The organism is Pseudomonas sp. SZ40, assembly GCF_052958135.1.
Genome location: NZ_JBQWIF010000001.1, coordinates 1 through 21,408, shown reverse-complemented (window position 1 = coordinate 21,408; position 21,408 = coordinate 1). Strand labels below are relative to the sequence as shown.

Genomic DNA, 21,408 nt, shown 5'->3' with positions numbered 1-21,408 from the left:
CGAGCTACAGTCTTGCGATCGCCCCGTGAGGGCTTCGTCATCGCTTCGTGAAAAAAGCGTCAATCCCTGTGAAGAGAACGTTGCATGCGCATTCTGGTGATCGAAGACAACCGTGACATCTTGGCCAATATCCTGGATTACCTGCAGCTCAAGGGTTACACCGCCGATTGTGCCCAGGACGGTTTGTCCGGCCTGCACCTGGCGACCCAAGGGCATTACGACCTGATCGTGCTGGACATCATGCTGCCCGGCCTGGACGGCTATCAGCTGTGCCGCCGCTTGCGCGAAGAAGCGCGCAGCAGCATTCCGATCCTCATGCTCACCGCCCGTGACGCCCTGGAAGACCGCCTGCAAGGGCTGAGTGCGGGCGCCGACGATTATCTGGTCAAGCCCTTCGCGCTTTCCGAGCTGGTCGCCCGCATCGAAGCCATCCTGCGGCGCTCCCAGGGCAATCGGCGACGCCTGCTGGAGGTCGCCGACCTCACCTACGACCTGGACACGCTGACCGTGAGCCGCTCCGGTACGCTCATCAAGCTCAACCCGCTGGGCATGAAGCTGCTGGCGGTACTGATGCAGCGCTCGCCCGCGGTGGTGCGCCGCGAGGCGCTGGAGGAAGCTCTGTGGGGCGACGACTGCCCGGACAGCGACAGCTTGCGCAGCCATATCCATCAATTGCGCCAGGCCATCGACAAACCCTTCACCACGGCACTGCTGCATACCCTGCACGGCGTGGGCTACCGCCTGGCAGCGAATCGCGATGGAAACTAGGCAACCGTTCCGACGGCGCATTCTCATCGCCTTCGTGACCATGACCATTCTGGTCAGCGGCATATTCTCCCTGAGCATCGTGGCCATCGTTCATCTGATCGAAGAACACCTGGTTTCCGAGGAGCTCGCCCTCGAACTGGGCGTGGTAGTGCAGCAGGATCTGCAGAGCGGCCAGGAGCCGCGCCTCGACTCGCGCACCCGTTTCTATGCCTCTAACTACCCGCAGTACGCGGTGCCCAGCCGCTATGCGGACCTGCCGGAGGGTTTCAGCGAACAGTTCGAAGGCGAGCGGGCCTTCTATATCTTCACGCAGATCATCGGCGGCGAGCGTTACCTGCTGGTGCAGGAACAGAGCGAATTCGAAAAACGCGAGCAGGTGCTGTTCAACGTGGTGCTCGCCGGCTTTCTGCTTTCCGTACTCGGCGCCCTGGCGCTGGGCTGGTTCATGTCCGAACGGGTGATGCGCCCGGTGAGCAAGCTGGCCAATCAGGTACGCCACCGTGACCAGTTGCTGCCGCTGGCGCCAGCCCTGGCACCGGAGTACCCGGACGACGAAGTCGGCCAGCTGGCGGCCGCATTCGACAGCACCCTGGGTCGCCTGCGCCAGTCGCTGGAGCGCGAACGCCTGTTCACCAGCGACGTCAGCCACGAGCTGCGCACGCCCCTGATGGTCATCGCCAGCTCCTGCGAACTGCTCTCTCAGGTCGCGCTGCAGCCAGCACAACGCAAGCAGCTGGAACGTATCGAAAGAGCCAGCGCCGAGATGCAGGATCTGGTGCAGACCTTTCTGCAACTGGCCCGGGTCAAGGGTAACGAAAGCCTGTTCGCCGGCAGCGCCAGCCTGCGCCAGATCGCCGATGAACAGCTAGATATCTGGTCACCGCTGATGCGCGAGAAAGGTCTGGATTTCCGCATGGAGGTGGCTGCACAGGACGATGGTGTCTACAACCCCACCTTGCTGCGTACGGTGATGGCCAACCTGCTGCGCAACGCCCTGCACTACACCGAAACCGGCTTCGTGAAGCTGACCCTGCAGCCCGGCGGCTTTCGTGTCGAGGACAGCGGCGTCGGCATTCCGGAACAGCAGCACGAACAAATCTTCGACCCCTTCGTGCGCGGCGAGCAGGCCCGGGGCGAGGGCCTCGGCCTGGGCCTGTCGCTGGTCAAACGGATTTGCGCGCACCAGGGCTGGCAGATATCGGTGCACAGCCTGCCCGTCACCGGGAGCTGTTTTCAGGTGTCGTTCGAGGCGCCGTCCTGACACTTTTTTCACGTCTGCTTAACGGCTTCATCAGAAGCCGCTGCATAAGATCGAGGCACTACCACCAAGGTGCCTCGCCATGTCCAAGCCCAGATCCATCGAGCTCGCATTCTCCGGCAAGTACGACCAGAACCATGCTCAGGGTTACCTCAACAAACACCAGGACGGACTGGCCCGTCGGCTTTCCCACTGGCGCGATCTTCAGGTAGGCCGTAGCGCCCTGCGCCTGGCCGGCGATCCCAACCTGGTGCTGGACCTGCCCTGCGGTGCGGGCCGTTTCTGGCCGATGCTCGCCGAACACCCGAACCGGGTGATCCTGGCCGCCGACAATTCCGCTGACATGCTCAGCACCGCCCTCGCCGCTCAACCAGCCGAGGTGGTCGCTCGGGTAAAAGCCTTCAAGACCTCGGCGTTCGACATCGCCCTGGGCGACAACTCGGTGGACTGCGTGTTCTGCATTCGTTTGCTGCACCACCTCCAGTCAGCGGAACATCGACTGGCGGCGCTGGGCGAATTTCATCGCGTCACCCGGGATACCGTGATCGTGTCGTTGTGGGTCGACGGCAACTACAAGGCCTGGCGTCGGCGCCGCCTGGAACAGCGCCGCGGCGTTGGCGAGAATCGCTTCGTGGTGCGCCGCGACGAAATCGAATTCGAGTTTCTCAAAGCCGGTTTCCAGATCCTCGGCCACCGCGACTTCCTGCCCGGTTACGCCATGTGGCGCACCTACGTGCTGCGCAAGCGTGAGGTGCTGTAATGGCGACGGTCATCGGCTATCAATCGGCAGTGCAGGCCAGCTCGACCTTCGAGCGCTGGTGGCAATGCAGCGGCGCCTGGGTGGAGCCCCTCAACCAGCGCCGCGAGGGAGAAAGCGGTGTGCAATTTCTGCAACCACGCAACCCGTCTTACCCGGCGCTGTACAGCAAGCGCCAGACCGGCCATCTGTATCGCAGCCTGCGCCATCCGCTGGGCCGCCCGACCATCATGCGCGAGCTACAGGCATACCAGGCATTCGCGCAATTGGGCATCCATGTGCCAAAACTCGTTTATGGATCGGCCAGAAAACAAGCCGGCCAGTGGCAGGCGCTGCTCATCACCCAGGCCCTTCCGGGCTTTATCAGCCTCGATCAGTGGTACGCCGAAGCACGCGCTCCCGAGCAATCCCGCTGCATATTGACGGCCCTGGCCAACACCTTGGCACGCCTGCACCAGAACCGCTGGCAACACAGTTGCTGTTATGCCAAGCACATCTTCGTCAAGGTCAACGATCTTGAAGACAACTCACCCAGCGCAGAGATCGCCCTACTCGACCTGGAAAAAAGCCGCCGCCGCTGGCGCAAAACCGATGCCTCACGCCACGACATGCGCCAGCTACAACGCCACCGTGGCGCCATGCCCGACGAGGATTGGGATTTACTGATGGAAGCCTATGCGTCGTTGATGCAGCGCTAAAATGTACTTACGCACCAAGGCGTAGAGCGTATTAAGGCGTAATCCGCCGAATGAAAGTGGCCTCACCGTGCTCCAATAACAGAACGCCCCGTGCGAGGCGAGGCGCTCAGTCTAGCGGTGGATATAGCCAGTTAGCGGTAAATGACGGATTACGCTGCGCTAGGCTACGCGCACCGATCCATCCTACAGGTGCTGTTCCGTCTTACCGCGTTAATTTATTGCTCTCGATACAAAAATAACCTCTTCATCATCTGAATCTGTTATCAAAAAATCGGCCATTTCACCTATCTCCGCTGAAGGCCAATAAAGCTCCTGTGCTTTAGCTTGGTTTTCCCAGCGGATCGCAATGCATTCCGAGGAAAAATTAGAAGCCAACCATTCATAGCCATTAATTGATCGCATCGGTGAGCTTATGAATACTACGGATGCCTCCATAGGTATACCAAAAGAGTAAACAATCACCCTGTCCTCTAGCTCAACAGTTACGCCATCTCGATATTTCATACTGGACTACCGCTAACGTTTGGTTAAGGGGCGGGCCTTAGGCCATCCCAGTGAGCGTAGCGAACGATTTGAACCACTAGTTAGGCATCATGGCTAACTGATTGTAAGAACCTAGCTTGAAAATTTGTTGCCAGCATTCGATCTACTGCATTCAGAGATTCTATTGCTTGCTGAGGATCAAATGTGCGTCCTTGCAGGATAGCGTCAGCTTGATTATGGAGAGCATATGCCAGATGGGCTGCAGCTTTTACCGCCGGATCAGGAGTGTCGTCGCTACCTAAATGATGGGCGAGCAATTGCCGGATTTCGTAAACTGCGAAAGCCAACAATTGGTTTTGCGTAATGTCCATGCAAATGTATCTCCATGGTGCCTAACGATTAAGCTAAGAGGCGGCGGCACACCGTCCCAGCGAACGAAGTGAGAGATTTCAGCGCCTTGTTAGCTTTCATCACGATGCCTGATCGGGGTTGGAGTATCTTGGCAGTTCTGGAGTAAGGCATATTTTCCATTGGACTTGTCCACTAAGGAAATTGGCTGTGAAGTGTCGCCACCATCCAGCGATATCCTTACCTCCATTTCTTGATCTTCAAACGAGAGTAGTTCATTAATCAAGCCAGCTATTGTCTTGCCTCTGGACGTCCACTCAGGATTCTTCATGTGAGACCTAACGTTTGGTTAAGGGTCGGGCTTTAGCCCGTCCCAGTGAGCGCAGCGAACGGTTTGAACCAGTTGTTAGGCTGTGCCATTAGCTTGGTACCACTTTTTAACAAGAGCAGATGAATGATGGCGAACTCTCTGTGAAAAATGTTTGTTTTCTACAATTGAGTTTAATTCCTGGGTGATCTCGTTGTTGGCTGGCGCTCCTTGCTCTAGCCAGCTAACAGCAAGACCAACCCAATATTCTGATGGAGCTTGTAAACCCGCAAGAACAATTTCGTGTGCAGGGGGCTGATTGCAGCGTTGTTCGCTGTAGGGTGACTCTAAGTAAACAACTAAGGCTCGCGGATCCATTGTGAGGCCTAACGTTTGGTTAAGGGGCGGGCTTTAGCCCGTACCAGCGAGCGACTTAAACCACTAGTTAGACGCGGTGGTAAATCGAGCATTGAATGTGCAGGCGACGCCAAATGTACCTCAAGCCGAACCGAAAGGGTGGGCAACGAACGTGCGGGCGCTGGCAGATAAAGAAAGGTGAGGCGTCAACGAGGCTTGCTCCGGCGATGGGCCGGTAAGGCCACTGCAGAACGCTGCGGACATTCAGCTGACTGGTGCGCTGATGCCTAATGCTTGTAGCTGCGCAAAGGTTTGGCTGATGAACTGATTTAAGGCTTCCGTGCATATAAAACCACCAAAACGAATAACCGTTTCTAACGTTTGAGTTAAGCGGACCACCGCAGGCGGGTCCGCTTGAAGGAATGGATAGGCTTCGGCGCCGCTCCGCGTAGCACCACGGGAGGCTCTAAAGAAAGCTGCCTTGAGAAAAGGTTATCTCGCCATCCTCGAATTCTCGAACCCATACATCACGTAACTCTTCACCACGACCGCGCGCGTGAAATGAGACGGAGGGTTGAAAACTAGCGACACGCTCGACTAGGTAAGAGAGATAGCTTGCTGAGACGTTGAACATGACTTCCTGACCAGAGAACGCGTCCCTCAGGTCTTGGAGTACATCGAAGTTCATGCCGTCTTCGGCAAGAACCTTCTTCAATTCAACTTGTATCGAATCGACGTCGATCTCGTTTTCGATATATTGGATCTCTAGGAATGTTGCAAAGCTCATTCGTGCTCCGTATTCAGATGTTCGTGGGCCAACTGGCACTTCAGAAGTATGGAAGTCCTAACGTTTGGTTAAGGGGCGGGTTTTAGCCCGTCCCAGAGAGCGAAGCGAACGATTTGAACCACTTGTTAGAGAGCATTTTAGGAGTTCCATGGGACTTGCTTTAGCTCCCAAGCGCTTCCATACCTTGAGCGTTCCGTAATTTTATTTGGCCCGCTTTCTGGTGCCTCAGCGGAGTAGTTGGAGCGCCACGTGTAGCGCTCTCTCGACCAAGTAACTATTAACTCTGCTTCGCTCCAGTATAAATTTGATAGCAGTGCTTCAAACTCTTCGAGCCAATCATTTTCTAGGCAGTAAAATTCTTTATACCCTGCGGAAAAATTTATATGGCTACCGTAGTAAGAGTGAGGTTGGCTCTGAGGAATATGGGAGAAAAGTCTTTTGATTAGATAAGCGCCGGTCTCTGGCAGAGCTTGAAGCTGCACAATATTATGAGCATCTTGAGATGATGTCGTGATCCCTGCAATAAAACCATAGACACTAACTGACATGATGTTCTCTAACGTTTGGTTAAGGGGCGGCGGAACGCAGTCCCAGTGAGCGGAGCGAGCAATTTGAACCGCTAGTTAGGTGTCAGGCACACGGCCAGCGCTCACCAGGATGCTCACGCTCCCAATGGTATTTGAAAAATCCCAGTGAGCGAGGCGAACGATTTGAACCACTTGTTAGCCGTACTGATGGACTTCGCCAAAATACCAATGCTCAGAAATATATGGATTTCCATCATCATCTTTGTCAATACGCAAAACTCCAAGCTCATTAAAATCCTCCGGTAGTTCTAGCCCAAATTCTTGAGCAAGACTTTTCCCTTGGATTCTTTCAATTTTCCCGAAGCGTCCAGTTTGTTCGACTGTGTGCTCTTTGAAATATTCTTCACTTGTATAAACGCACAACTCACTTGAGAACATGCAGGGAAATGAAATAACGCATGTGACTCTAGAGTACTCAGCGTCTTGGGGTTTGGCTTTGTATATATGGTGTGCGGCATCTATAAGTTGCTGTGCACAAAATGCTTGTATGCTCTTGGTGGTTTGCTTGCCCTCAACAAGATTTCGATACACAGGGATCTTATAGTTCCAGTATTTTTCCTCTGGTGTTAGCTGGCTTGGAAAATATCCTGAGAACGATTTTTTCCAGCGCGCGAGTGCACGTAAACGACGTGGTATGCCACGAAGTTTTTTATTGCTAAACGAAAATCTGCGAGCTGTCATAAAGTATGGCTAACGTTTGGTTAAGGGGCGGGCTTTAGCCCGTCCCAGTGAGCGAAGCGAACGGTTTCAACCACTAGTTAGGTGCCTTACTCAAGTACAAGGGCCTGTGGGCCCGCATCAAGAATTTCGGCGGGGATGAGTCTAAGGCATTCTTTAGTGATATTTGTGTAAGCACTAAGAACATAAGCCATTTGCCGAATATAGATAGATGCCAGTTCATAATAGGCTTTCGAATTGGCCGACGCTGGATGCTCTTGCATGTGCTGATGAGCTCTACTGATAAAAACTGGAATGACCTCGTAGTTTTTGCTCAGGTACAGGCCGCAAATGTTGTTCAAATAGCTAACTAAAGGGTAACCGCTGGAGTTTCGACGGTAGACCTGTTCAGGGACAACTTCAGGGTGATTCAGGTGACTGTGGAATGATTTCAGCTTAGCCCGCTCTTCGCGAGCGCCTGGAATCGACAGATCAAGTTCCATAGAGGCACCTAACGTTTGGTTAAGAGGCGGGCTTTAGCCCGTCCCAGTGAGCGAAGCGAACGACTTAAACCAATTGTTATGCTAACTGGTGCTGCCAGTGCAGGCTACATAGCTTTTTGCAGTGGCTACTACCTGCTCTTTGGTGGTAAAGGTAGCAGGTGCATTATTGAAGATTCGAGACTCACAAATTTCGCGATAGTTATTGAGTTTACTCATGCAAGCACTAACGCTAGAGCCTCCGCTTTTTTGAAACTCGGCGTCATTGCAGAAAAACTCAGCCAGCATGATTGAGCCAGCCTTTACCTCTTGCTGGGTTACCTCTGTCGCCTCTACTTTTCTAAGTAGAGCCTGATAGCTGTCCACGGTGATGTTTTCTACTGCATAGTTTGTGTATGCGTAATAACCGCCGACAGCTAGCATTATGAGGATGATGTATTTCATTTTCTTCCTTGAGGTTTGGGTGGTTTGGATCTTGTTTTGAGCTTGACAGTGACTAGATGGAATTCTTCGTTAAAGCAATAGTAAAGAATTCCGCATAATGCCGCACCACCCAACGTAAGCATAAGAAAAAATACTTATTTATCAGGATCTTAAGCCCATACATCCCCACACGCCGTACTCGCTTGACTTGTGTATTCCACCTCCCGCCACCACTGCATATAAAACCAGAAGCACCACACTGGAGTCGACATGGATCGTTCACCCTCCAAGCCTCGCCTGCGTGAGCAGGTCAGCGCAGTGATGCGTGTGATCACTACAGCATTCGCACCGAGCAGTCTTACTGGTACTGGATTCGCTATTTCATCCGCTTTCATCGGTTGCGCCATCCGATGGAGATGGGAGCTGTGGAGGTCAGCGATTTTCTTGCGTGGCTGGCGTGGCGGTAAGATCGCAAGGTGGCTGCCGCGACCCAGAACCTGGTGCTCAATGCGTTGGTGTTTCTATGCACCAACGTGCTTGTGCCGCTGGGCCAACTTGGTGAGGTGGTGCGTGCCAAACGCCCCACACCTATTCCCTGCGTATTGACGCATGCTGAGGCAACGGCACTGATCGCCCAGCTTGGCCAGCCGTATCAGTTACTGGCCGCAGTTATGCAAGGTACCGGTTTGCGCATGGTGGAGGCCGCTCGCCTGCGTAGCAAGGATGTGGATTTTGATCGGTAGGTGATCGCCGTACATGACGGCAAGGGCGCCAAGGAGCGGATGACCTTGTTACCTACTTCGCTTATTGCAGGCGCGGCGGGCACGCAGGCTCGCCGGCTGGGGTGAGCCTGATCAAGCTCTGCGTGCTACGTATCCCCCTTGAATAGCCCTTGCCGCTCATGGCACTGCATGTTCGCCACGGCTCAAACTCACATCAGCCAGTCCTTGACCAGCACATGGGTCTTCACCTTGAAGACACCGGGGAAGTTCTCGATTTCGCCACGTACTTCAGCCAACCGTTCCATGGAAGGTGCCTCGATATACAGCAGCATGTCGGTTTCCCCGCTGATGCCGGAGCAGCGACGGATTTCCGGGAATACACGCATGCGCTCGACGTACTGTTCGCAGCGCCCGCCGGTGTAGAACAGCTCCAGATAAGCCCGCACCGCGATACTGGTGGGTTCGGCGATGCGGGCGTGATAGCCCTGAATGACCCCGGACGCTTCCAGCTGGCGGATGCGCTCGCTCACCGCGGAGCGTGACAGGTTGACCTGCCGGGCGACCTCGGTGACGGTCAGGCGCGCGTCTGCGCGCAGCAAGGCGATGATGCGTTGATCGAACTTGTCCACGTGGCTCTCTGCACCCGTCTGCACATACAAGATGACGGGCATTCCCGCCGTTTCGTCGGTCTACGCCGACACTTCGCCAGCAGCCGCCGAAGCGAGGCGGCCTTACCATGACAGCCTGGCGGATCAGCGCACCGCAACGGGTGACAGCCGCCATGTCACGACGAGCGAGAGCATACAACATGAGTCGATTGAACAAGGAATTGGGGCTGCTGCAAGGGATTGGCCTGTTGTGCACGTCTCTGCTGGGCACCGGGATCTTCGTGATTCCAGCACTGGCCGCCACGGCCGCTGGCGAGATATCGCTGTGGGCCTGGCTGCTGCTGCTCGTGCTGATTCTGCCGATGGCATTCACCTTCGCCCAGCTTGGCCGCTACTACCCGCATGCCGGCGGGGCGCCGCACTTGATCGGTCGTGCATTCGGCGAGCGCATGGAGCGCATGAGCGCGTTTCTGTTTCTCGCGGTGATTCCAGTCGGCCTGCCGGCGGCGCTGAATATCGCCAGCGGGTTCTGGCATGCCTTGTTCGAGCTGAGTGATCTCGCTGTTCTGGCCATTCAGCTGGCTACGCTGGGCATCATCCTGCTGCTCGGCCAACGACCAGCGCGCACCTCTGGCAGCGTGCAAATCGCCATTGCCCTGGCCATCGTCGCCACCATCGCGCTGATCTGGTTCAAGGGCGACCTGCCCCACGCCGAGCAACCATTGCTGCCGCCATTGGCCGGCAACTGGCAATTGCTGCCGGTGGCGCTGGGGGTGATGTTCTGGTGTTTCGTTGGCATCGAGGCCTTCACTCACCTGGGCGAGGAATTCAAGAATCCGCAGCGCGATTTCCCCTTGGCGCTATTGCTTGGCGTGCTGCTCGCCGGGCTAGTGTACTGGGCCTGTTCAGTGGCGGTGCTAAGTTTTCATGCCTACGGCGATGTGCGCACCGATGCCGCATCGCTGCCACGTATGCTCGATGTGCTGCTGGGCGACCAGGCGCGCTGGCTCAGCGCAAGCATCGGCTATCTGGCGTGTTTCGCGTCCATGAACGTGTATATCCAGGGTTTCGCGCGGCTGATCTGGAGCCTAGCCGACGAAGGCAAGCTGCCGCGCCTGCTGGCTGCCCGTAATGCCAATGGTGTGCCGGCCAGGGCGCTGCTGCTGGTGGTGCTCAGCTGTGCACTGAGCACCACGGTGATCTGGTGCCTGTCACTGTCGCTGGATCAACTGATCCGCTATGCCAACGGCAACTTCGTCGTCATCTACCTGCTCAGCATGGCCGCCGGCTGGGTGCTGCTCAAGGGCGTATGGCGCTGGCTGGCCGGCATCAGCGCCCTGCTCTGCCTCGGCATCCTGCTGATGCTCGGCATCGACGCGCTGTATGCCATCGGCCTGCTGGGTGTGCTGATGCTGCTCGACCGCAGGCGCCAGGCGCGCCGGGCCTGCGTGGCATGAGGTCAGCCCTTCCACCAGCGGCGTAGACGCCAGCGCCAGCGCGCGGAAAGCAACTCGCCATGCAACCCGAGGCGTACGCCAACGCGCTGGCGCAGGCGCCAGAATGCCAGGTGCTTCGGCCCCGCCAGATCCTCGCCTTGCTGCAGGCGCTCACGAGCCTGGTCCGGGGTGACGGCGTCGGCACAGGCCTCGGCCAGGTTCAGCAAGGCGCGATAATAATTGCGCATCGAGGCGCCCTCCAGGCGCTCCAGCCAGCCACCGAGGGCTTCTTGATCACCGGCCAGTGCCGCGTCGACAGCCAGCCAGACCATGGCATCGGCTTCCCGTGGATCACGCTCCAGCGCCTGCCTTGAAATCGCCGCGGCAGTGTCATCCATGCCGCGCACACGATAGCCCAGCGCCAGGTTGCCCAATGCCCAGGCCGGTGCATCGGGCCGCTGCCAGTCACCGAGGGTGTCGAACAGCAGTCGATAGCGCTTGCTTTCGACCAGGGCATAGCTGGCGGCGCCCCATACGTCGGCCTCCTCGGCAATGGCCTGTCGACAGTTGTTCAGGACGGAGCCGAGCAGGATGCGATTGGCGTGCGGCGTCCTGCCCAGTATGCGGAACATCGCGCACTTGGCCGCGTGACGCGGGTCATTGCGCAGCGCCTTGCGGAAGGCGTACGACAGCGTGAGGTTGCTCAGCAGGTCATGGGTACGCCAGCTCAGCCAGGTTTCCACCGCTGCGCTATGCAGGCTGCCGTCGGCGATCCCGGCATCCAGCACTTCACGCAGCAGTGGCTCACGGACGGCGAAGTCGGTTACGTCATCGTCCCAGCGCGACTCCGCGGCCGCCTCGCTGGCCAGGAAGGTCAATGCCCGACGCTGCAGTTCGCGTTCACCGCTCGCCCGTGCCAACGGCAGCACCCGACCCCAGGCGGCGACCTGGTCACCGGTTTCGAGCAATGCGTCCAGCCGTTGCAGCGCGGCGCCAGTGCCCTGCAGTTCAGCGACCAGATCGAACGCGTTGAAGGCCGCGAAGCTGTAGCGGGCATCCAGTGCCCAGGCACGCTCGAACGCAGGCAATGCCTGAGTCTTGTCGCCATGCAGCAGCAGGGCATGGCCAAGGAAGCCATGGGCCATGGCGACCTGAGGCTCCAGACGGACCATTTCGCGAGCGGCGCCGATGTAGGCCGGGTGGTCGCCATCTTCGTCATGCCAGTCAGCCAGGTGGCGCCAGCCCTGATAGCTGTCCGGATGCTGCGTCAGCAGGTCACGCAGGGCGGCGATGGCTCCAGGACCATCCCCCTCGGCACGCAAGGCGCGCGGCCCGTAGAGCGCCATGTCGATCGGCGGTTTGCCTTCCCAGTACGGGGCGGCGAGCACCCTGCGCATGTCGTCGTGGCGCCCCGCCTCCAGCAGCAGATCCAGCAGGCGGCCGTTGATTGCCCGATGCCGAGGGCTGTAGCGCAATGCCTCGCGCAGGGCACGCTCACGCTCGGCCAGGTCACTTTCCTGATCGGCCAGGGCGATCCAGGCATCGGAGTCCCCCGGCCGGCTCTCCACCAGTTCCCGCGCCAACTGCAAGGGGCGCTGCTCGCACTGCAGCGTGCCCGCATAGTGCCTCAGCTGATTCCACGCCCACTCGTTGCCCGGCTCGTCGCGCAGCACCCGCTCGGCCTGATCCGCCGCTTCGGCGAACGCATCGCGGCGGCCCAGTACGTAGGCCAGATAGACCCGCAGCTCGGTGTTCTCCGGCGCACGCGACAACACCTGGCGCAGCATGCGCTCGGCCTCGTCCAGTCGATCGTCCTGCTCCAGCAGGCAGTCGACATAGAGACTGACGCTGGGCGTCCACAACGGATTGATGCGCAAGCTCTCCTGCAGCGTCTCGTAACAGGCATCGAGCTCGCCAAGGTGCTTGTGCAGCCGCGCCAGTTCCAGCGACAGCCTGGGCAGCAGCGGAAAACGCTCGATCGCCTGGCGCAGGGTGGCGGCAGCCGCCTCGTGCTGATCCATGCGCGCCAGCTGGCGGGCCACGACCACCCAGAGATGCCAGAGGTCCTCACGCTGCTCCAGCGCCTCGCGCAACTGGTCGAGCAATACCTGTGGCTCGAGCAAGCGCTGCGCCTGTTGCTCATACGCCAGCCAGCCGTCTCCGAAGGTCACCTGGCGCACCAGTTCGGCGTGGATCTCGGCGAGCGTCTGGGTGGCCTGCTGCTGGCCATCGCAGGTGTCGAGCAGGACATTGCTGGCATAGTCGTTGTCGACCGACAGGCGCAGGGCCAGTCGCATGGCCTCCCGGGCGGCCTCCCGACGACCGTCCTGCAACAGGACGAAGCCGCGGGTGGAATGGTAGAAGGTGCTCTGCATGTCGACCTGACCAGCCTGCTCGCAGAGCTGCAACGCCTCGTCACGACGCCCCTGCCGAGCCAGGCAGATGGCCAGTTCGCGCAGAGCCCAGGAATACTGGGGATGATTCTCCAACAGGCGACGCAGCGCCTGTTCCGCCGCTGGCAGCGAGCGGCGCTGCGCGCGCTCCACTTGCAGCTCGGCGATGCCCAGATGGTGCGGGTATTGGCCGGCCAGTTCCTCGACGTACTGGTCGGCCGCTTCGCTGCCCTCGCTCTGTTCCAGCAGGGTCACGCACATGCGCTGCGCCGCTACCGACAATGGCTCGAGGGCCGCGGCTTCCCGTGCCCACTCGAGCGTCTGCAGCACATCGGCGGCACGGCGCATACCCTGCTTGACCGCGGCACGCAGCCACCAGGCGCGACGACACCGCGGCTCGGCGCGGGCCAGCAGCGCCTGACAGGCATCGATGTCACCGTTGCGCCCGTGGTATTCGGCCAGCCCCAACAGCAGTTCGCCGTCCTCGGGGCGCTGCTCCAGTGCCTGCTCCAGCAGGGCCTGGGCGTCATAGGGGCGCAACAACTCGTCGAGCATCTCGCTGAGGGTCAGGCTGGGTGCGGCAGCCAGCCGGCCAAGCTGGGCCTGACGCCGTTCGAGGAATTGCAGCCCTTCTGCCGTACGCCCCAGCGCCCGCAGCGCGCGGAAATACTGCACGCTGTAGCCTTCGTGGGAAGCGTGCAGGCAGGCAGCGATTCGATACAGCTCGCAGGCCTGTTCGCGCAGGTTCTCGCCCCAGCGCAAACTGGCCAGGGCATTCCAGGCGCGGGCCTGGGTGGAGGTCTGCAGCAGCACCCGTTCGAGAATACCGCTGACCTGTTCATGGGTACGGCCATCCTCGCTGAGCAGCTCGGCATAGCGCACGCTGATCGTCGGCTCGTTCCAGCGCTCCTGGCAGTGCCCGGCGAGCCAGTCCAACTGAACGGAACGGGGCTGTAGCTGCGCCAGCGAATTGGCCTTGGCCAGAATCAGGTTGGAGTCCTCGGGAAACTGCTTCAGAAGTGCCTCGGTACCCTGCAGCACTTCACGTTCCTGACCGTCGTACCAGCCCAGGGAGCGTTGCGCCTGGCGGGTCAGCCGGTGCTCGGCAGCACGCGCCTGCAAGGCCTGGTAGGCAGTCAATGCCTCGTCACGGCGATGGACTTCCAGGGCACTGGTGAATCGATAGTACAAATCCCACAGGTCACGATCCGGCAACACCAGGCCTTCCAGGCGTCCCGCTTCGGCAGCCGGCAGCAACAGCATGCCCCGCGGACCGGAGGCGCGCTGTGCCTCGAACAGTTCCTCGGCCAGGTACTCGCCATGCTGTGGCTGTGCGGGGTCACGCACCAGCAGCGTGCCACGTGGTTCGTCGTAGCCCACCAGCGCCTGCAGATGACCGCTGCCGGTGTATTGCAAGGTCAGTGTGAAGGGAACACCGCGGTCGATCAGCGCACGGGTGGTCGCCCAGTCCGCGGTGAACTCCACGGCCAGATAGCCATTGCGCTCCGCCCAGGCGCGCTCGGCCTGGTGCGAGGTGCCGTCGTAGCAGATTTCCTCGGCAACCTCGAGGTGTTCGACGGGCAGCCCCCAGTAATCGGAAATCGCCGTCAGGGTGGCAGGCACACAGGTCATGTGATGCTGCCTGACGAAACGTACCGGCAGTACCTGACGCCGCCCCGTCGGCTCGGCGAGACGGGTCTGCACGTTCAGGTAGAACCCGCCGCCCGCCTTGCCTGCCAGCTCGCGGGCTGCCGCGTAGTCGCCCTGCAGGCAGGCAATGTCACAGCGGCGGGCGGCGGCCCAGTCGGTACGCCGGCGCTCGGTGATCGGCTCGAGCGTTTGTATGTGATCGAGCCAGGACGAGGCTTCGTCCAGCAGCCCGCGCTCGATCAGGTGATCGACCAGGTGCGCGCAGATGCCTGGGCTTTGCATGTCACGGGCGCCACGGCGCATCAGTTGCAGAGCCCCATCGGCGTGCCCGAGCTGCAACTGCAGGGAGGCTGCCTGCATCAGGGCGGAACGAAAATCGGGGCGTGAGTCGAGTACCTGTTCGCACAGCGCCAGTGCTTCTTCGCGGCGGTCCTCCTGCTCCAGCGCATGGCTGCGCTCGACCAGCAACCAGGGGTCATCACCACTCAGTGCGCGAGCCTCCTCGAACAGCGCTTCGGCTGCCTGAAAATCACGCAACGAGGCATACAGGAAGCCCTTGAACGACAGCCATTCAGCACGCAACCCCTGCTCGGGCGGCAGCCAGTCGCCGAACGACTGGAACAAGCGCCAGGCACGATAGTGACCTCGGCGGGCGAACAGCATGCGGGCGTAACGCAGACGCGCATGGGAGGACTGCGGATAGCGTCGATAAGCCAGCCAGTTCAGCGCATCGGCCAGCCGTGATGCACCGACGTGCCCTGCCAGCCGGGCAAAGCTGGTCATCGCCTCGGCGCCTTGCCAGTAACGGGGATCGCCCTGCTCGCTGGCCAGCGCGTAGGCCTGCAGCAGCAGGCCACGATCGACCAGCGCATCGAGGCGTTCGAGCAGAGCTGGTGATGGCGTCTGGGAATGGGGATTGAAAACGGACATTGCACTACCCTCCTTGGTCGTCGAATCTCGGCGGCACTCTATGCCGCCACGGCGTCATCGACAAGGGTGGCAGGCTGCACCTGTGACGGCCTGCTCGGGTACACTAGCGCCTCGCTGCGCTTCGTCACCCACTCGCTGTCACAAGGACCTCCCATGCCGATCCGTCACTGTATCGTCCACCTGATCGACAAGAAGCCCGACGGCAGCCCTGCCGTGCTGCACGCCCGCGACAGCGAACTGGGCGCTTCTCAGGCCATCGAGAACATGCTCGCCGACCTCAACGAGAGCTATAACGCCAAACAGGGCAAAGCCTGGGGCTTCTTTCATGAGGAATCCGGCGCCTACCCCTTCAGTGGCTGGTTGAAAACCTACCTCGATGAAGGCCAGGAATTCGCGGCATTCAGCCGTCAGGCCGTGGAGCATCTGCAGAAGCTGATGGAAGAGTCCAACCTGTCCACCGGTGGTCACGTACTGTTCGCCCATTATCAGCAAGGCATGACCGACTACCTGGCCATCGCCCTGCTGCACCATAGCGAAGGTGTCGCCGTGAACGACGCTCTGGACGTGACCCCGGCCAAGCACCTGGATCTGGGCCAGCTGCACCTGGCGGCGCGAATCAACATCAGCGAGTGGCGCAACAACAAGCAGTCGAAGCAGTACATCTCCTTCATCAAAGGCAAGAACGGCAAGAAGGTCTCGGAGTACTTCCGCGACTTCATCGGCTGCCAGGAAGGCGTCGACTCGCCCAGCGAGACACGCACCCTGCTCAAGGCCTTCAGCGATTTCGTCGAGAGCGAAGACCTGCCCGAAGAACAGGCCAGGGCGAAGACCGACACCCTGGTCGACTACGCCACCAGCCAGGCCAAGATGGGCGAGCCGATGACCCTGGAAGAACTCTCCGGGCTGATCGACGAAGAGCGGCCGAAAGCGTTCTACGATCATATCCGCAACAAGGACTACGGCCTGTCGCCGGAGATCCCTGCCGACAAGCGCACGCTGAGCCAGTTCCGCCGCTTCACCGGCCGTGCCGAAGGCCTGTCGATCAGCTTCGAGGCCCACCTGCTGGGCTCGAAGATCGAGTACGACGAGGCCTCGGACACCCTGACCATTCGCAACCTGCCGACTCAACTGACCGACCAGTTGAAGCGCCGCAAAGACTGATCGACCTGAGCAGAGGGCTGCAGCATGAAACGGATTTTGCTGATTCTTGCGGTACTGGCGACCTGGCAACACTGGGATCGCATCGAGCCACGGCTGTTCGGCAACAGCCAGCAGGTCGCCGGCCAGGGCGAGGTGATCCTCTACGCCACCAGCTGGTGCGGCTACTGCGCCAAGACCCGGGAGTTTCTCGGCGAACGGGGCATCGCCTATACCGAGCTGGATATCGAGAAATCATCCGAAGCCCGCCGCGCCTATGACGCCCTTGGCGGCCGCGGCGTGCCGGTGCTCAAGGTCAATGGCACGGTGATCCACGGCTATAACCCGCAGGGGATTTTGGCGGCGTACTGAGTTCAGGTGAGGAACTGGCGGCTCAAGGTGAGCTATGGTCGATCCGCTCTGCTGCGGGTCATATGGATGAGTGCTGATCTACGGCTATCCAGAGAGGCTCTCTCTTCGACAGCAAAGGGCAAGAAACCTAGTTTCGGATAAAGTAGCAAGCCTGCTGTATTTTCATTGAAGCACGAGATCTGTACCTCTGTGGCGTCATAACGGTCGAACGCCAGAGCTGTCATCGTCTCTACGATAAAGGTAGCCACGCCGTTACCTCTTGCCTCTCGGGCAACGACGACATTGCCAATACAGCAAACCCCACCCGCTTCAACCTGATAAAAGTTAGCAAAACCGACTACACCATTCTCGCTCTCGACAACCGTCGAATCGAATCGTTGAGCAATCGCGTTAGACAGCTGAGCTTCAGTCAAAGGGTATTGAGCTTTCGGGAACATATAGAACAGTTCCTGAGCGTTAAGGGGAAAGCTACAAATCGTCTTGATGTCATCAGCCTTCACAGGCCTGTGTTGCAATATCATCGCGCGTCCTTGAGGTCTTTGCTTTCGGCACTCTAGCTCATCAATCTTATCAAACGCTTTATTTGGTTATCGGGATACACATCAATGCGATTGCAGCCGTTCGCGACCGGCAGCTTTCGGCCAAAAAGCGGTCATTTTGCGTTTTGGCCATTTCTCGCTGTGACCTGCAGACCAAACGATCAGGATGTGATTTATGTATATTGGTGAACTTGCCAAACGAGCGCACTGCACACCGAAGGCCATTCGTTTGTATGAGCGGATGGGGCTGATAACGCCTCAGCGGATGGGCAGCTATCGGTCTTACACCGCACATCATCTAAAACTTGTTCAGATGATCCGTCAGGCCCAGACGGTGGGTTTCAAATTGGCAGAAATGAGTGAGCTGCTAGCCGCCAAGCAGCACCAGGCGCCGTTTCCCCTGGCCCTTGCCAATCAGGGTATCGAAGCCAAGCGCGTGGAGCTAAACGTAGAAATCCAATCTCTGTTAAGTCGCCAAGCTAATCTCACCCAATTACAGCAGCAACTCAACGAGCAATTTGGCCCGGATTCGGGTGTCTGTACGCCAGTAGGTGCGTAAATGCTTGTATCAGGGCTTCCTGCGCAGGGCGAGGTTGGTAACCCAATTCGGTGACCGCTTTTTCAATGCTGTAGCGCTGCTGCACGCCATAAAACATCCGTACCTGACTTCGCAGCAATTCGGCTGGTTTGCCGATGATGGTGGCACGCAGCTCTTGCAGCCAGGCGATCAGCAGGAGTAACGCCTTGGGTGCACGCGGTGGCAGCCGATAACCGGGGCAGCAGGCGTTAAGCGCTAAAATCACGTCTGCCAGTGACGATGATTGCGAGTTCGCCAGAATGTAGCGTTGGCCAGAGAGGCCACTCTGTGCAGCTCGAATCAGGCCATCGGCTACGTCACGTACATCGACAAAATTGAAATGAAAGTTCGGATCAATTACCAGTCTGCGATCAAGAACGGCAGCGAGAAAGCCCATGGTGTCGGTCAGCCGTGTAGCATTCGGGCCGATGATCGCTGACGGCAATATGGCAACCATCGATAGATTCATAGCTTTTGCGGTTTCCCATGCAGCGCGCTCAGACAGAATCTTCGACAGGTAGTACGGATTCTGCTCCTCGGTGTTCCAGATAGTTTCATCCAACTGCTTGCCGCTGTGCCCCACGGCGGCCACTGAACTTACATACACCACGCGCTTGACGCCCGCCTCGGCAGCAGCACGCAACACGTTTCGTGTGCCCTGCACATTGACCTCAACGATCTCGGCGTACGGATTTTTCGCCCAGTGTTTGAACACAGCTGCCACTTGGTACAACACGTCTACGCCTTGCAAGGCATGGCGCAAAGAGTCCGGATCTAGCAGTTCGGCACGAACCACATGACAGCCGAGCGTGTTCAATTCTGTGGGCTGTTGCGGGTCACGAACGCCTGCGCGCACCTGCTGCCCTCTGGCGAGCAACTCTTTGACCAAGGTGTTGCCAAGATGCCCATTAGCACCGGTGACGAGCGATAGCGTTTGCATAGGTAGCCTTATCCACTAGGAGTGGAACCCGAAACAGATAAGGCATCGTGAGGGTTGCCCCTAGGGGCAGAGTCAACGAGAACGGGAACAGACCAGACAGACCACAGTCCCTGTGGGAGGAGCTTCATCCACGCTTAATCCCACAAGCATTGTTGCGACGTACTGAGCCGCTCACTCAGTGAGCGCGCCCGCCGACGCCGTCACTGTCGTGTCGCCACTGCCGTGGGCTGACACCGAACCAGCGGCGGAAGGCGCGTGAGAAGGCACTGACTTCCGAGTAACCGAGCAGTGGCGACAGGTTGGAGATGGGCAGTTGGTGCTGACGCAGGTAATGGGTGGCCAGTTCGCGGCGCAGCTTGTCCACCATCGCGGAGAAGGTCAGGCCCTGGTCGCGCAGGCGTCGCTGCAGTGACCAACTGCTCATGCCCAGCCGCTCGGCAGCCAGTTCCAGCACCGGCTCACCAATCAACAATTGCTGGCGAATCTGCTCACGGACGTCGTCGGCGATATCCCGCTCGCCTCGCCCGCTCAGGTTGCTGAGTTGGCTGAGCGAGTCCTGCATGACCAGCAGCAACACCGGGTCGCTCTGCGGCATGGCGCGATCCAGGCCGCGCTTGGGAATGACCAGCGAGTTGAACGGCTGCTCGAAATACACCGGCGCATCGAAGACTTTGCAGTGCTCATGCCAGTGTTCGGGGCGCGGGTGCTCGAAATGCACGGCCCGCGGCGCCCACTGATGGCCGAGCACGTGACGCACCAGATTGAGCACCATGCCCAGGGTCAGCTCGGCATCCTGACGGCGACAAAGAATGGCGCCGTGGCGTACCTGATAGTCGAAGCGGTAGCACTCGCCTTCATCCACCAGGCGAATCAGGCTATTGCGCTGATGCAGGGGGAAGGCACGGGAAAAGTTGATCAACGCCTGCTCGACGGTCGCCGAGCACAACCCGATATAACCGAGCAGCCCCAGCGCCTGAGGCTTGAACTGCTGCCCATAGTAGAGACCGAAGTTGTCGCAGCCGGATTGCCGCGAGGCCTCCTCCAGCACCTGGCAGTAATTGGGCAGGGCCAGGCTCAGCGTCGGGTGGCGCAGGGACTCCGGGTCGATACCGGAAACGCCGAGGATGCGATCCGCGTCACCACCGTGTTTTTCGATGAAGCCACACAGACCGCTGGCAGCGGCCGCCAGGACGCCGCTATTGGTTTGCCCACCGGATAACAGGGACAAACCAGCAGCCAAACCGGACTGGGCGAGAACGGAGCTCATGGCGCCTCCTTCGTGACAATTCATGTCTGGAAGCAAGAAGCACGCCGCCCCTCGTCGGATCGACCGTACAGGCTCTGCACCGAGGCTCTGCGGACAGAAGGTCGAATCGCACCCGGCTAAAAAGCCCCAAAACGAGTCATTCGGAAACACCCGCACCGAAACAGGGCGCACCATTTGACTCACCACGACAGAGCCAAGGCTGTGGTGAAAATTTGACCTTGCAGAACAGCCAGCCCCGCCTAGCGTCAAGTCAGCCACATGAATTCGTCTCATAGTTCAAGCGAGCTCCGGTCGAACCATCGACCCCTTTACAACTACAAGAAACCGTCCTTGGGAGAACTGTCATGATCTACGCCAAACCCGGTACCGCAGGCGCTGTCGTCACCCTCAAGCCGCGCTACGGCAACTACATCGGCGGTGAATTCGTCGCCCCGGTCGGTGGCCAGTACTTCACCAACACCAGCCCGGTGGATGCCTCGGTGATCGGTGAATTCCCCCGTTCCGACGCCAAGGACATCGACAAGGCCCTCGACGCCGCCCATGCCGCCGCCGATGCCTGGGGCAAGACCTCGGTGCAGGACCGTGCGTTGATCCTGCTGAAGATCGCCGACCGCATCGAAGCCAACCTCGAACTGCTCGCCGTCGCGGAAACCTGGGACAACGGCAAGGCCGTGCGCGAGACCCTCAACGCCGACGTGCCACTGGCCGCCGATCACTTCCGCTACTTCGCCGGCTGCATCCGCGCGCAGGAAGGCAGCGCGGCGGAGATCAACGAACACACCGCCTCCTATCACTTCCACGAACCGCTGGGCGTGGTCGGGCAGATCATCCCCTGGAACTTCCCGCTGCTGATGGCCGCCTGGAAACTGGCTCCGGCCCTGGCGGCCGGCAACTGCGTGGTGCTCAA

General features: G+C 59.2%; 23 protein-coding genes. 11 read left to right on the top strand and 12 right to left on the bottom strand.

Annotation, left to right across the window (positions count from 1 at the left end):
- Window positions 1-84: 84 nt before the first annotated feature.
- The 4 genes from ACT9T4_RS00115 to ACT9T4_RS00100 all read left to right on the top strand — a co-directional run bounded on the left by ACT9T4_RS00115 (window position 85) and on the right by ACT9T4_RS00100 (window position 3,481).
- Window positions 85-768, top strand: coding sequence for a response regulator transcription factor (locus ACT9T4_RS00115; RefSeq protein WP_042551849.1), 684 nt, complete (start codon window positions 85-87; stop codon window positions 766-768).
- Entirely contained in the window at window positions 758-2,029 is a 1,272-nt protein-coding gene (locus ACT9T4_RS00110; protein WP_042551850.1) for a sensor histidine kinase, read from the top strand. Before ACT9T4_RS00115 ends, ACT9T4_RS00110 begins: the two co-directional genes overlap by 11 nt.
- A gap of 79 nt (window positions 2,030-2,108) precedes the next feature.
- Window positions 2,109-2,786: a class I SAM-dependent methyltransferase gene (locus ACT9T4_RS00105; RefSeq protein ID WP_499114994.1), complete on the top strand. Its 678-nt coding sequence runs from the start codon at window positions 2,109-2,111 to the stop codon at window positions 2,784-2,786.
- Window positions 2,786-3,481 carry a lipopolysaccharide kinase InaA family protein gene (locus tag ACT9T4_RS00100; protein WP_499114993.1) on the top strand — a complete coding sequence of 232 codons (696 nt, stop codon included), beginning with the start codon at window positions 2,786-2,788 and terminating at the stop codon, window positions 3,479-3,481. Before ACT9T4_RS00105 ends, ACT9T4_RS00100 begins: the two co-directional genes overlap by 1 nt.
- Before the next feature lie 210 nt (window positions 3,482-3,691).
- On the opposite strand, the gene ACT9T4_RS00095 is transcribed toward ACT9T4_RS00100, so the two are convergent.
- The 7 genes from ACT9T4_RS00095 to ACT9T4_RS00065 all read right to left on the bottom strand — a co-directional run bounded on the left by ACT9T4_RS00095 (window position 3,692) and on the right by ACT9T4_RS00065 (window position 7,951).
- Window positions 3,692-3,985, bottom strand: a complete 294-nt coding sequence (locus tag ACT9T4_RS00095; protein ID WP_156152628.1) for a hypothetical protein — start codon at window positions 3,983-3,985, stop codon at window positions 3,692-3,694.
- Window positions 3,986-4,065: 80 nt separating this feature from the next.
- The gene (locus tag ACT9T4_RS00090; RefSeq protein WP_082045669.1) at window positions 4,066-4,335 is read right to left on the bottom strand and encodes a hypothetical protein; all 270 of its coding nucleotides are present in this window, start codon (window positions 4,333-4,335) and stop codon (window positions 4,066-4,068) included.
- Between the two features lie 1,107 nt (window positions 4,336-5,442).
- On the bottom strand, window positions 5,443-5,763 hold the full coding sequence (locus tag ACT9T4_RS00085) for a hypothetical protein (protein ID WP_179538943.1): 321 nt from the start codon (window positions 5,761-5,763) through the stop codon (window positions 5,443-5,445).
- 137 nt (window positions 5,764-5,900) lie between these two features.
- Window positions 5,901-6,311 carry a hypothetical protein gene (locus ACT9T4_RS00080; protein ID WP_179538944.1) on the bottom strand — a complete coding sequence of 137 codons (411 nt, stop codon included), beginning with the start codon at window positions 6,309-6,311 and terminating at the stop codon, window positions 5,901-5,903.
- A gap of 174 nt (window positions 6,312-6,485) precedes the next feature.
- Entirely contained in the window at window positions 6,486-7,031 is a 546-nt protein-coding gene (locus ACT9T4_RS00075) for a DUF3916 domain-containing protein (protein WP_499114992.1), read from the bottom strand.
- 86 nt (window positions 7,032-7,117) lie between these two features.
- Entirely contained in the window at window positions 7,118-7,510 is a 393-nt protein-coding gene (locus ACT9T4_RS00070) for a hypothetical protein (RefSeq protein ID WP_499114991.1), read from the bottom strand.
- An 81-nt stretch (window positions 7,511-7,591) separates the two neighbouring features.
- Entirely contained in the window at window positions 7,592-7,951 is a 360-nt protein-coding gene (locus tag ACT9T4_RS00065; protein WP_499114990.1) for a hypothetical protein, read from the bottom strand.
- Between the two features lie 320 nt (window positions 7,952-8,271).
- Between ACT9T4_RS00065 and ACT9T4_RS00060 the strand changes: the two genes are divergently transcribed.
- Together ACT9T4_RS00060 and ACT9T4_RS00055 are read left to right on the top strand one after the other, a co-directional pair.
- A complete protein-coding gene (locus tag ACT9T4_RS00060) occupies window positions 8,272-8,397 on the top strand; it encodes a phage integrase N-terminal SAM-like domain-containing protein (RefSeq protein ID WP_499115251.1) in 126 nt (41 codons plus the stop codon).
- Window positions 8,398-8,406: 9 nt separating this feature from the next.
- The gene (locus ACT9T4_RS00055; RefSeq protein ID WP_499114989.1) at window positions 8,407-8,673 is read left to right on the top strand and encodes a hypothetical protein; all 267 of its coding nucleotides are present in this window, start codon (window positions 8,407-8,409) and stop codon (window positions 8,671-8,673) included.
- A gap of 188 nt (window positions 8,674-8,861) precedes the next feature.
- Here the strand turns inward: ACT9T4_RS00055 and ACT9T4_RS00050 are convergent, their stop codons facing one another.
- The gene (locus tag ACT9T4_RS00050; RefSeq protein WP_042556423.1) at window positions 8,862-9,281 is read right to left on the bottom strand and encodes an Lrp/AsnC family transcriptional regulator; all 420 of its coding nucleotides are present in this window, start codon (window positions 9,279-9,281) and stop codon (window positions 8,862-8,864) included.
- A 179-nt stretch (window positions 9,282-9,460) separates the two neighbouring features.
- On the opposite strand from ACT9T4_RS00050, the gene yjeH reads away from it, so the two are divergent.
- Window positions 9,461-10,717 carry an L-methionine/branched-chain amino acid transporter gene (yjeH, locus tag ACT9T4_RS00045; protein WP_499114988.1) on the top strand — a complete coding sequence of 419 codons (1,257 nt, stop codon included), beginning with the start codon at window positions 9,461-9,463 and terminating at the stop codon, window positions 10,715-10,717.
- Between the two features lie 2 nt (window positions 10,718-10,719).
- On the opposite strand, the gene ACT9T4_RS00040 is transcribed toward yjeH, so the two are convergent.
- Window positions 10,720-15,669 carry a tetratricopeptide repeat protein gene (locus ACT9T4_RS00040; RefSeq protein WP_499114987.1) on the bottom strand — a complete coding sequence of 1,650 codons (4,950 nt, stop codon included), beginning with the start codon at window positions 15,667-15,669 and terminating at the stop codon, window positions 10,720-10,722.
- A 153-nt stretch (window positions 15,670-15,822) separates the two neighbouring features.
- Between ACT9T4_RS00040 and yejK the strand changes: the two genes are divergently transcribed.
- Together yejK and ACT9T4_RS00030 are read left to right on the top strand one after the other, a co-directional pair.
- On the top strand, window positions 15,823-16,830 hold the full coding sequence (yejK, locus tag ACT9T4_RS00035; RefSeq protein WP_042556409.1) for a nucleoid-associated protein YejK: 1,008 nt from the start codon (window positions 15,823-15,825) through the stop codon (window positions 16,828-16,830).
- A gap of 24 nt (window positions 16,831-16,854) precedes the next feature.
- Window positions 16,855-17,178 carry a glutaredoxin family protein gene (locus tag ACT9T4_RS00030; protein WP_499114986.1) on the top strand — a complete coding sequence of 108 codons (324 nt, stop codon included), beginning with the start codon at window positions 16,855-16,857 and terminating at the stop codon, window positions 17,176-17,178.
- A gap of 32 nt (window positions 17,179-17,210) precedes the next feature.
- Here the strand turns inward: ACT9T4_RS00030 and ACT9T4_RS00025 are convergent, their stop codons facing one another.
- Complete coding sequence (locus tag ACT9T4_RS00025) at window positions 17,211-17,699, bottom strand: GNAT family N-acetyltransferase (RefSeq protein ID WP_042556411.1); 489 nt, start codon at window positions 17,697-17,699, stop codon at window positions 17,211-17,213.
- 193 nt (window positions 17,700-17,892) lie between these two features.
- On the opposite strand from ACT9T4_RS00025, the gene ACT9T4_RS00020 reads away from it, so the two are divergent.
- On the top strand, window positions 17,893-18,276 hold the full coding sequence (locus ACT9T4_RS00020) for a MerR family transcriptional regulator (protein ID WP_042556412.1): 384 nt from the start codon (window positions 17,893-17,895) through the stop codon (window positions 18,274-18,276).
- Here the strand turns inward: ACT9T4_RS00020 and ACT9T4_RS00015 are convergent.
- Together ACT9T4_RS00015 and qhpR are read right to left on the bottom strand one after the other, a co-directional pair.
- Window positions 18,224-19,234: an NAD-dependent epimerase/dehydratase family protein gene (locus ACT9T4_RS00015; RefSeq protein WP_042556413.1), complete on the bottom strand. Its 1,011-nt coding sequence runs from the start codon at window positions 19,232-19,234 to the stop codon at window positions 18,224-18,226. The two genes, ACT9T4_RS00020 and ACT9T4_RS00015, sit on opposite strands and share 53 nt — an antisense overlap.
- Window positions 19,235-19,409: 175 nt before the next feature.
- Complete coding sequence (qhpR, locus tag ACT9T4_RS00010; protein ID WP_499114985.1) at window positions 19,410-20,501, bottom strand: AraC-like transcriptional regulator QhpR; 1,092 nt, start codon at window positions 20,499-20,501, stop codon at window positions 19,410-19,412.
- Window positions 20,502-20,845: 344 nt separating this feature from the next.
- On the opposite strand from qhpR, the gene ACT9T4_RS00005 reads away from it, so the two are divergent.
- Window positions 20,846-21,408 (top strand): aldehyde dehydrogenase family protein (locus ACT9T4_RS00005; protein ID WP_499114984.1); only part of this gene is annotated, 563 nt, incomplete at its 3' end.

Bases quoted from the DNA above. Each gene is read 5' to 3' on its own strand.
- ACT9T4_RS00065 (WP_499114990.1), bottom strand. From the start codon at position 7,951: ATGAAATACATCATCCTCATAATGCTAGCTGTCGGCGGTTATTACGCA.
- ACT9T4_RS00105 (WP_499114994.1), top strand. From the start codon at position 2,109: ATGTCCAAGCCCAGATCCATCGAGCTCGCATTCTCCGGCAAGTACGAC.
- ACT9T4_RS00080 (WP_179538944.1), bottom strand. From the start codon at position 6,311: ATGTCAGTTAGTGTCTATGGTTTTATTGCAGGGATCACGACATCATCT.
- ACT9T4_RS00085 (WP_179538943.1), bottom strand. From the start codon at position 5,763: ATGAGCTTTGCAACATTCCTAGAGATCCAATATATCGAAAACGAGATC.
- yejK (WP_042556409.1), top strand. From the start codon at position 15,823: ATGCCGATCCGTCACTGTATCGTCCACCTGATCGACAAGAAGCCCGAC.
- yjeH (WP_499114988.1), top strand. From the start codon at position 9,461: ATGAGTCGATTGAACAAGGAATTGGGGCTGCTGCAAGGGATTGGCCTG.
- ACT9T4_RS00025 (WP_042556411.1), bottom strand. From the start codon at position 17,699: ATGATATTGCAACACAGGCCTGTGAAGGCTGATGACATCAAGACGATT.
- ACT9T4_RS00115 (WP_042551849.1), top strand. From the start codon at position 85: ATGCGCATTCTGGTGATCGAAGACAACCGTGACATCTTGGCCAATATC.
- ACT9T4_RS00030 (WP_499114986.1), top strand. From the start codon at position 16,855: ATGAAACGGATTTTGCTGATTCTTGCGGTACTGGCGACCTGGCAACAC.
- ACT9T4_RS00110 (WP_042551850.1), top strand. From the start codon at position 758: ATGGAAACTAGGCAACCGTTCCGACGGCGCATTCTCATCGCCTTCGTG.
- ACT9T4_RS00090 (WP_082045669.1), bottom strand. From the start codon at position 4,335: ATGGACATTACGCAAAACCAATTGTTGGCTTTCGCAGTTTACGAAATC.
- ACT9T4_RS00070 (WP_499114991.1), bottom strand. From the start codon at position 7,510: ATGGAACTTGATCTGTCGATTCCAGGCGCTCGCGAAGAGCGGGCTAAG.
- ACT9T4_RS00040 (WP_499114987.1), bottom strand. From the start codon at position 15,669: ATGTCCGTTTTCAATCCCCATTCCCAGACGCCATCACCAGCTCTGCTC.
- ACT9T4_RS00075 (WP_499114992.1), bottom strand. From the start codon at position 7,031: ATGACAGCTCGCAGATTTTCGTTTAGCAATAAAAAACTTCGTGGCATA.
- ACT9T4_RS00015 (WP_042556413.1), bottom strand. From the start codon at position 19,234: ATGCAAACGCTATCGCTCGTCACCGGTGCTAATGGGCATCTTGGCAAC.
- ACT9T4_RS00100 (WP_499114993.1), top strand. From the start codon at position 2,786: ATGGCGACGGTCATCGGCTATCAATCGGCAGTGCAGGCCAGCTCGACC.
- ACT9T4_RS00095 (WP_156152628.1), bottom strand. From the start codon at position 3,985: ATGAAATATCGAGATGGCGTAACTGTTGAGCTAGAGGACAGGGTGATT.
- ACT9T4_RS00020 (WP_042556412.1), top strand. From the start codon at position 17,893: ATGTATATTGGTGAACTTGCCAAACGAGCGCACTGCACACCGAAGGCC.
- qhpR (WP_499114985.1), bottom strand. From the start codon at position 20,501: ATGAGCTCCGTTCTCGCCCAGTCCGGTTTGGCTGCTGGTTTGTCCCTG.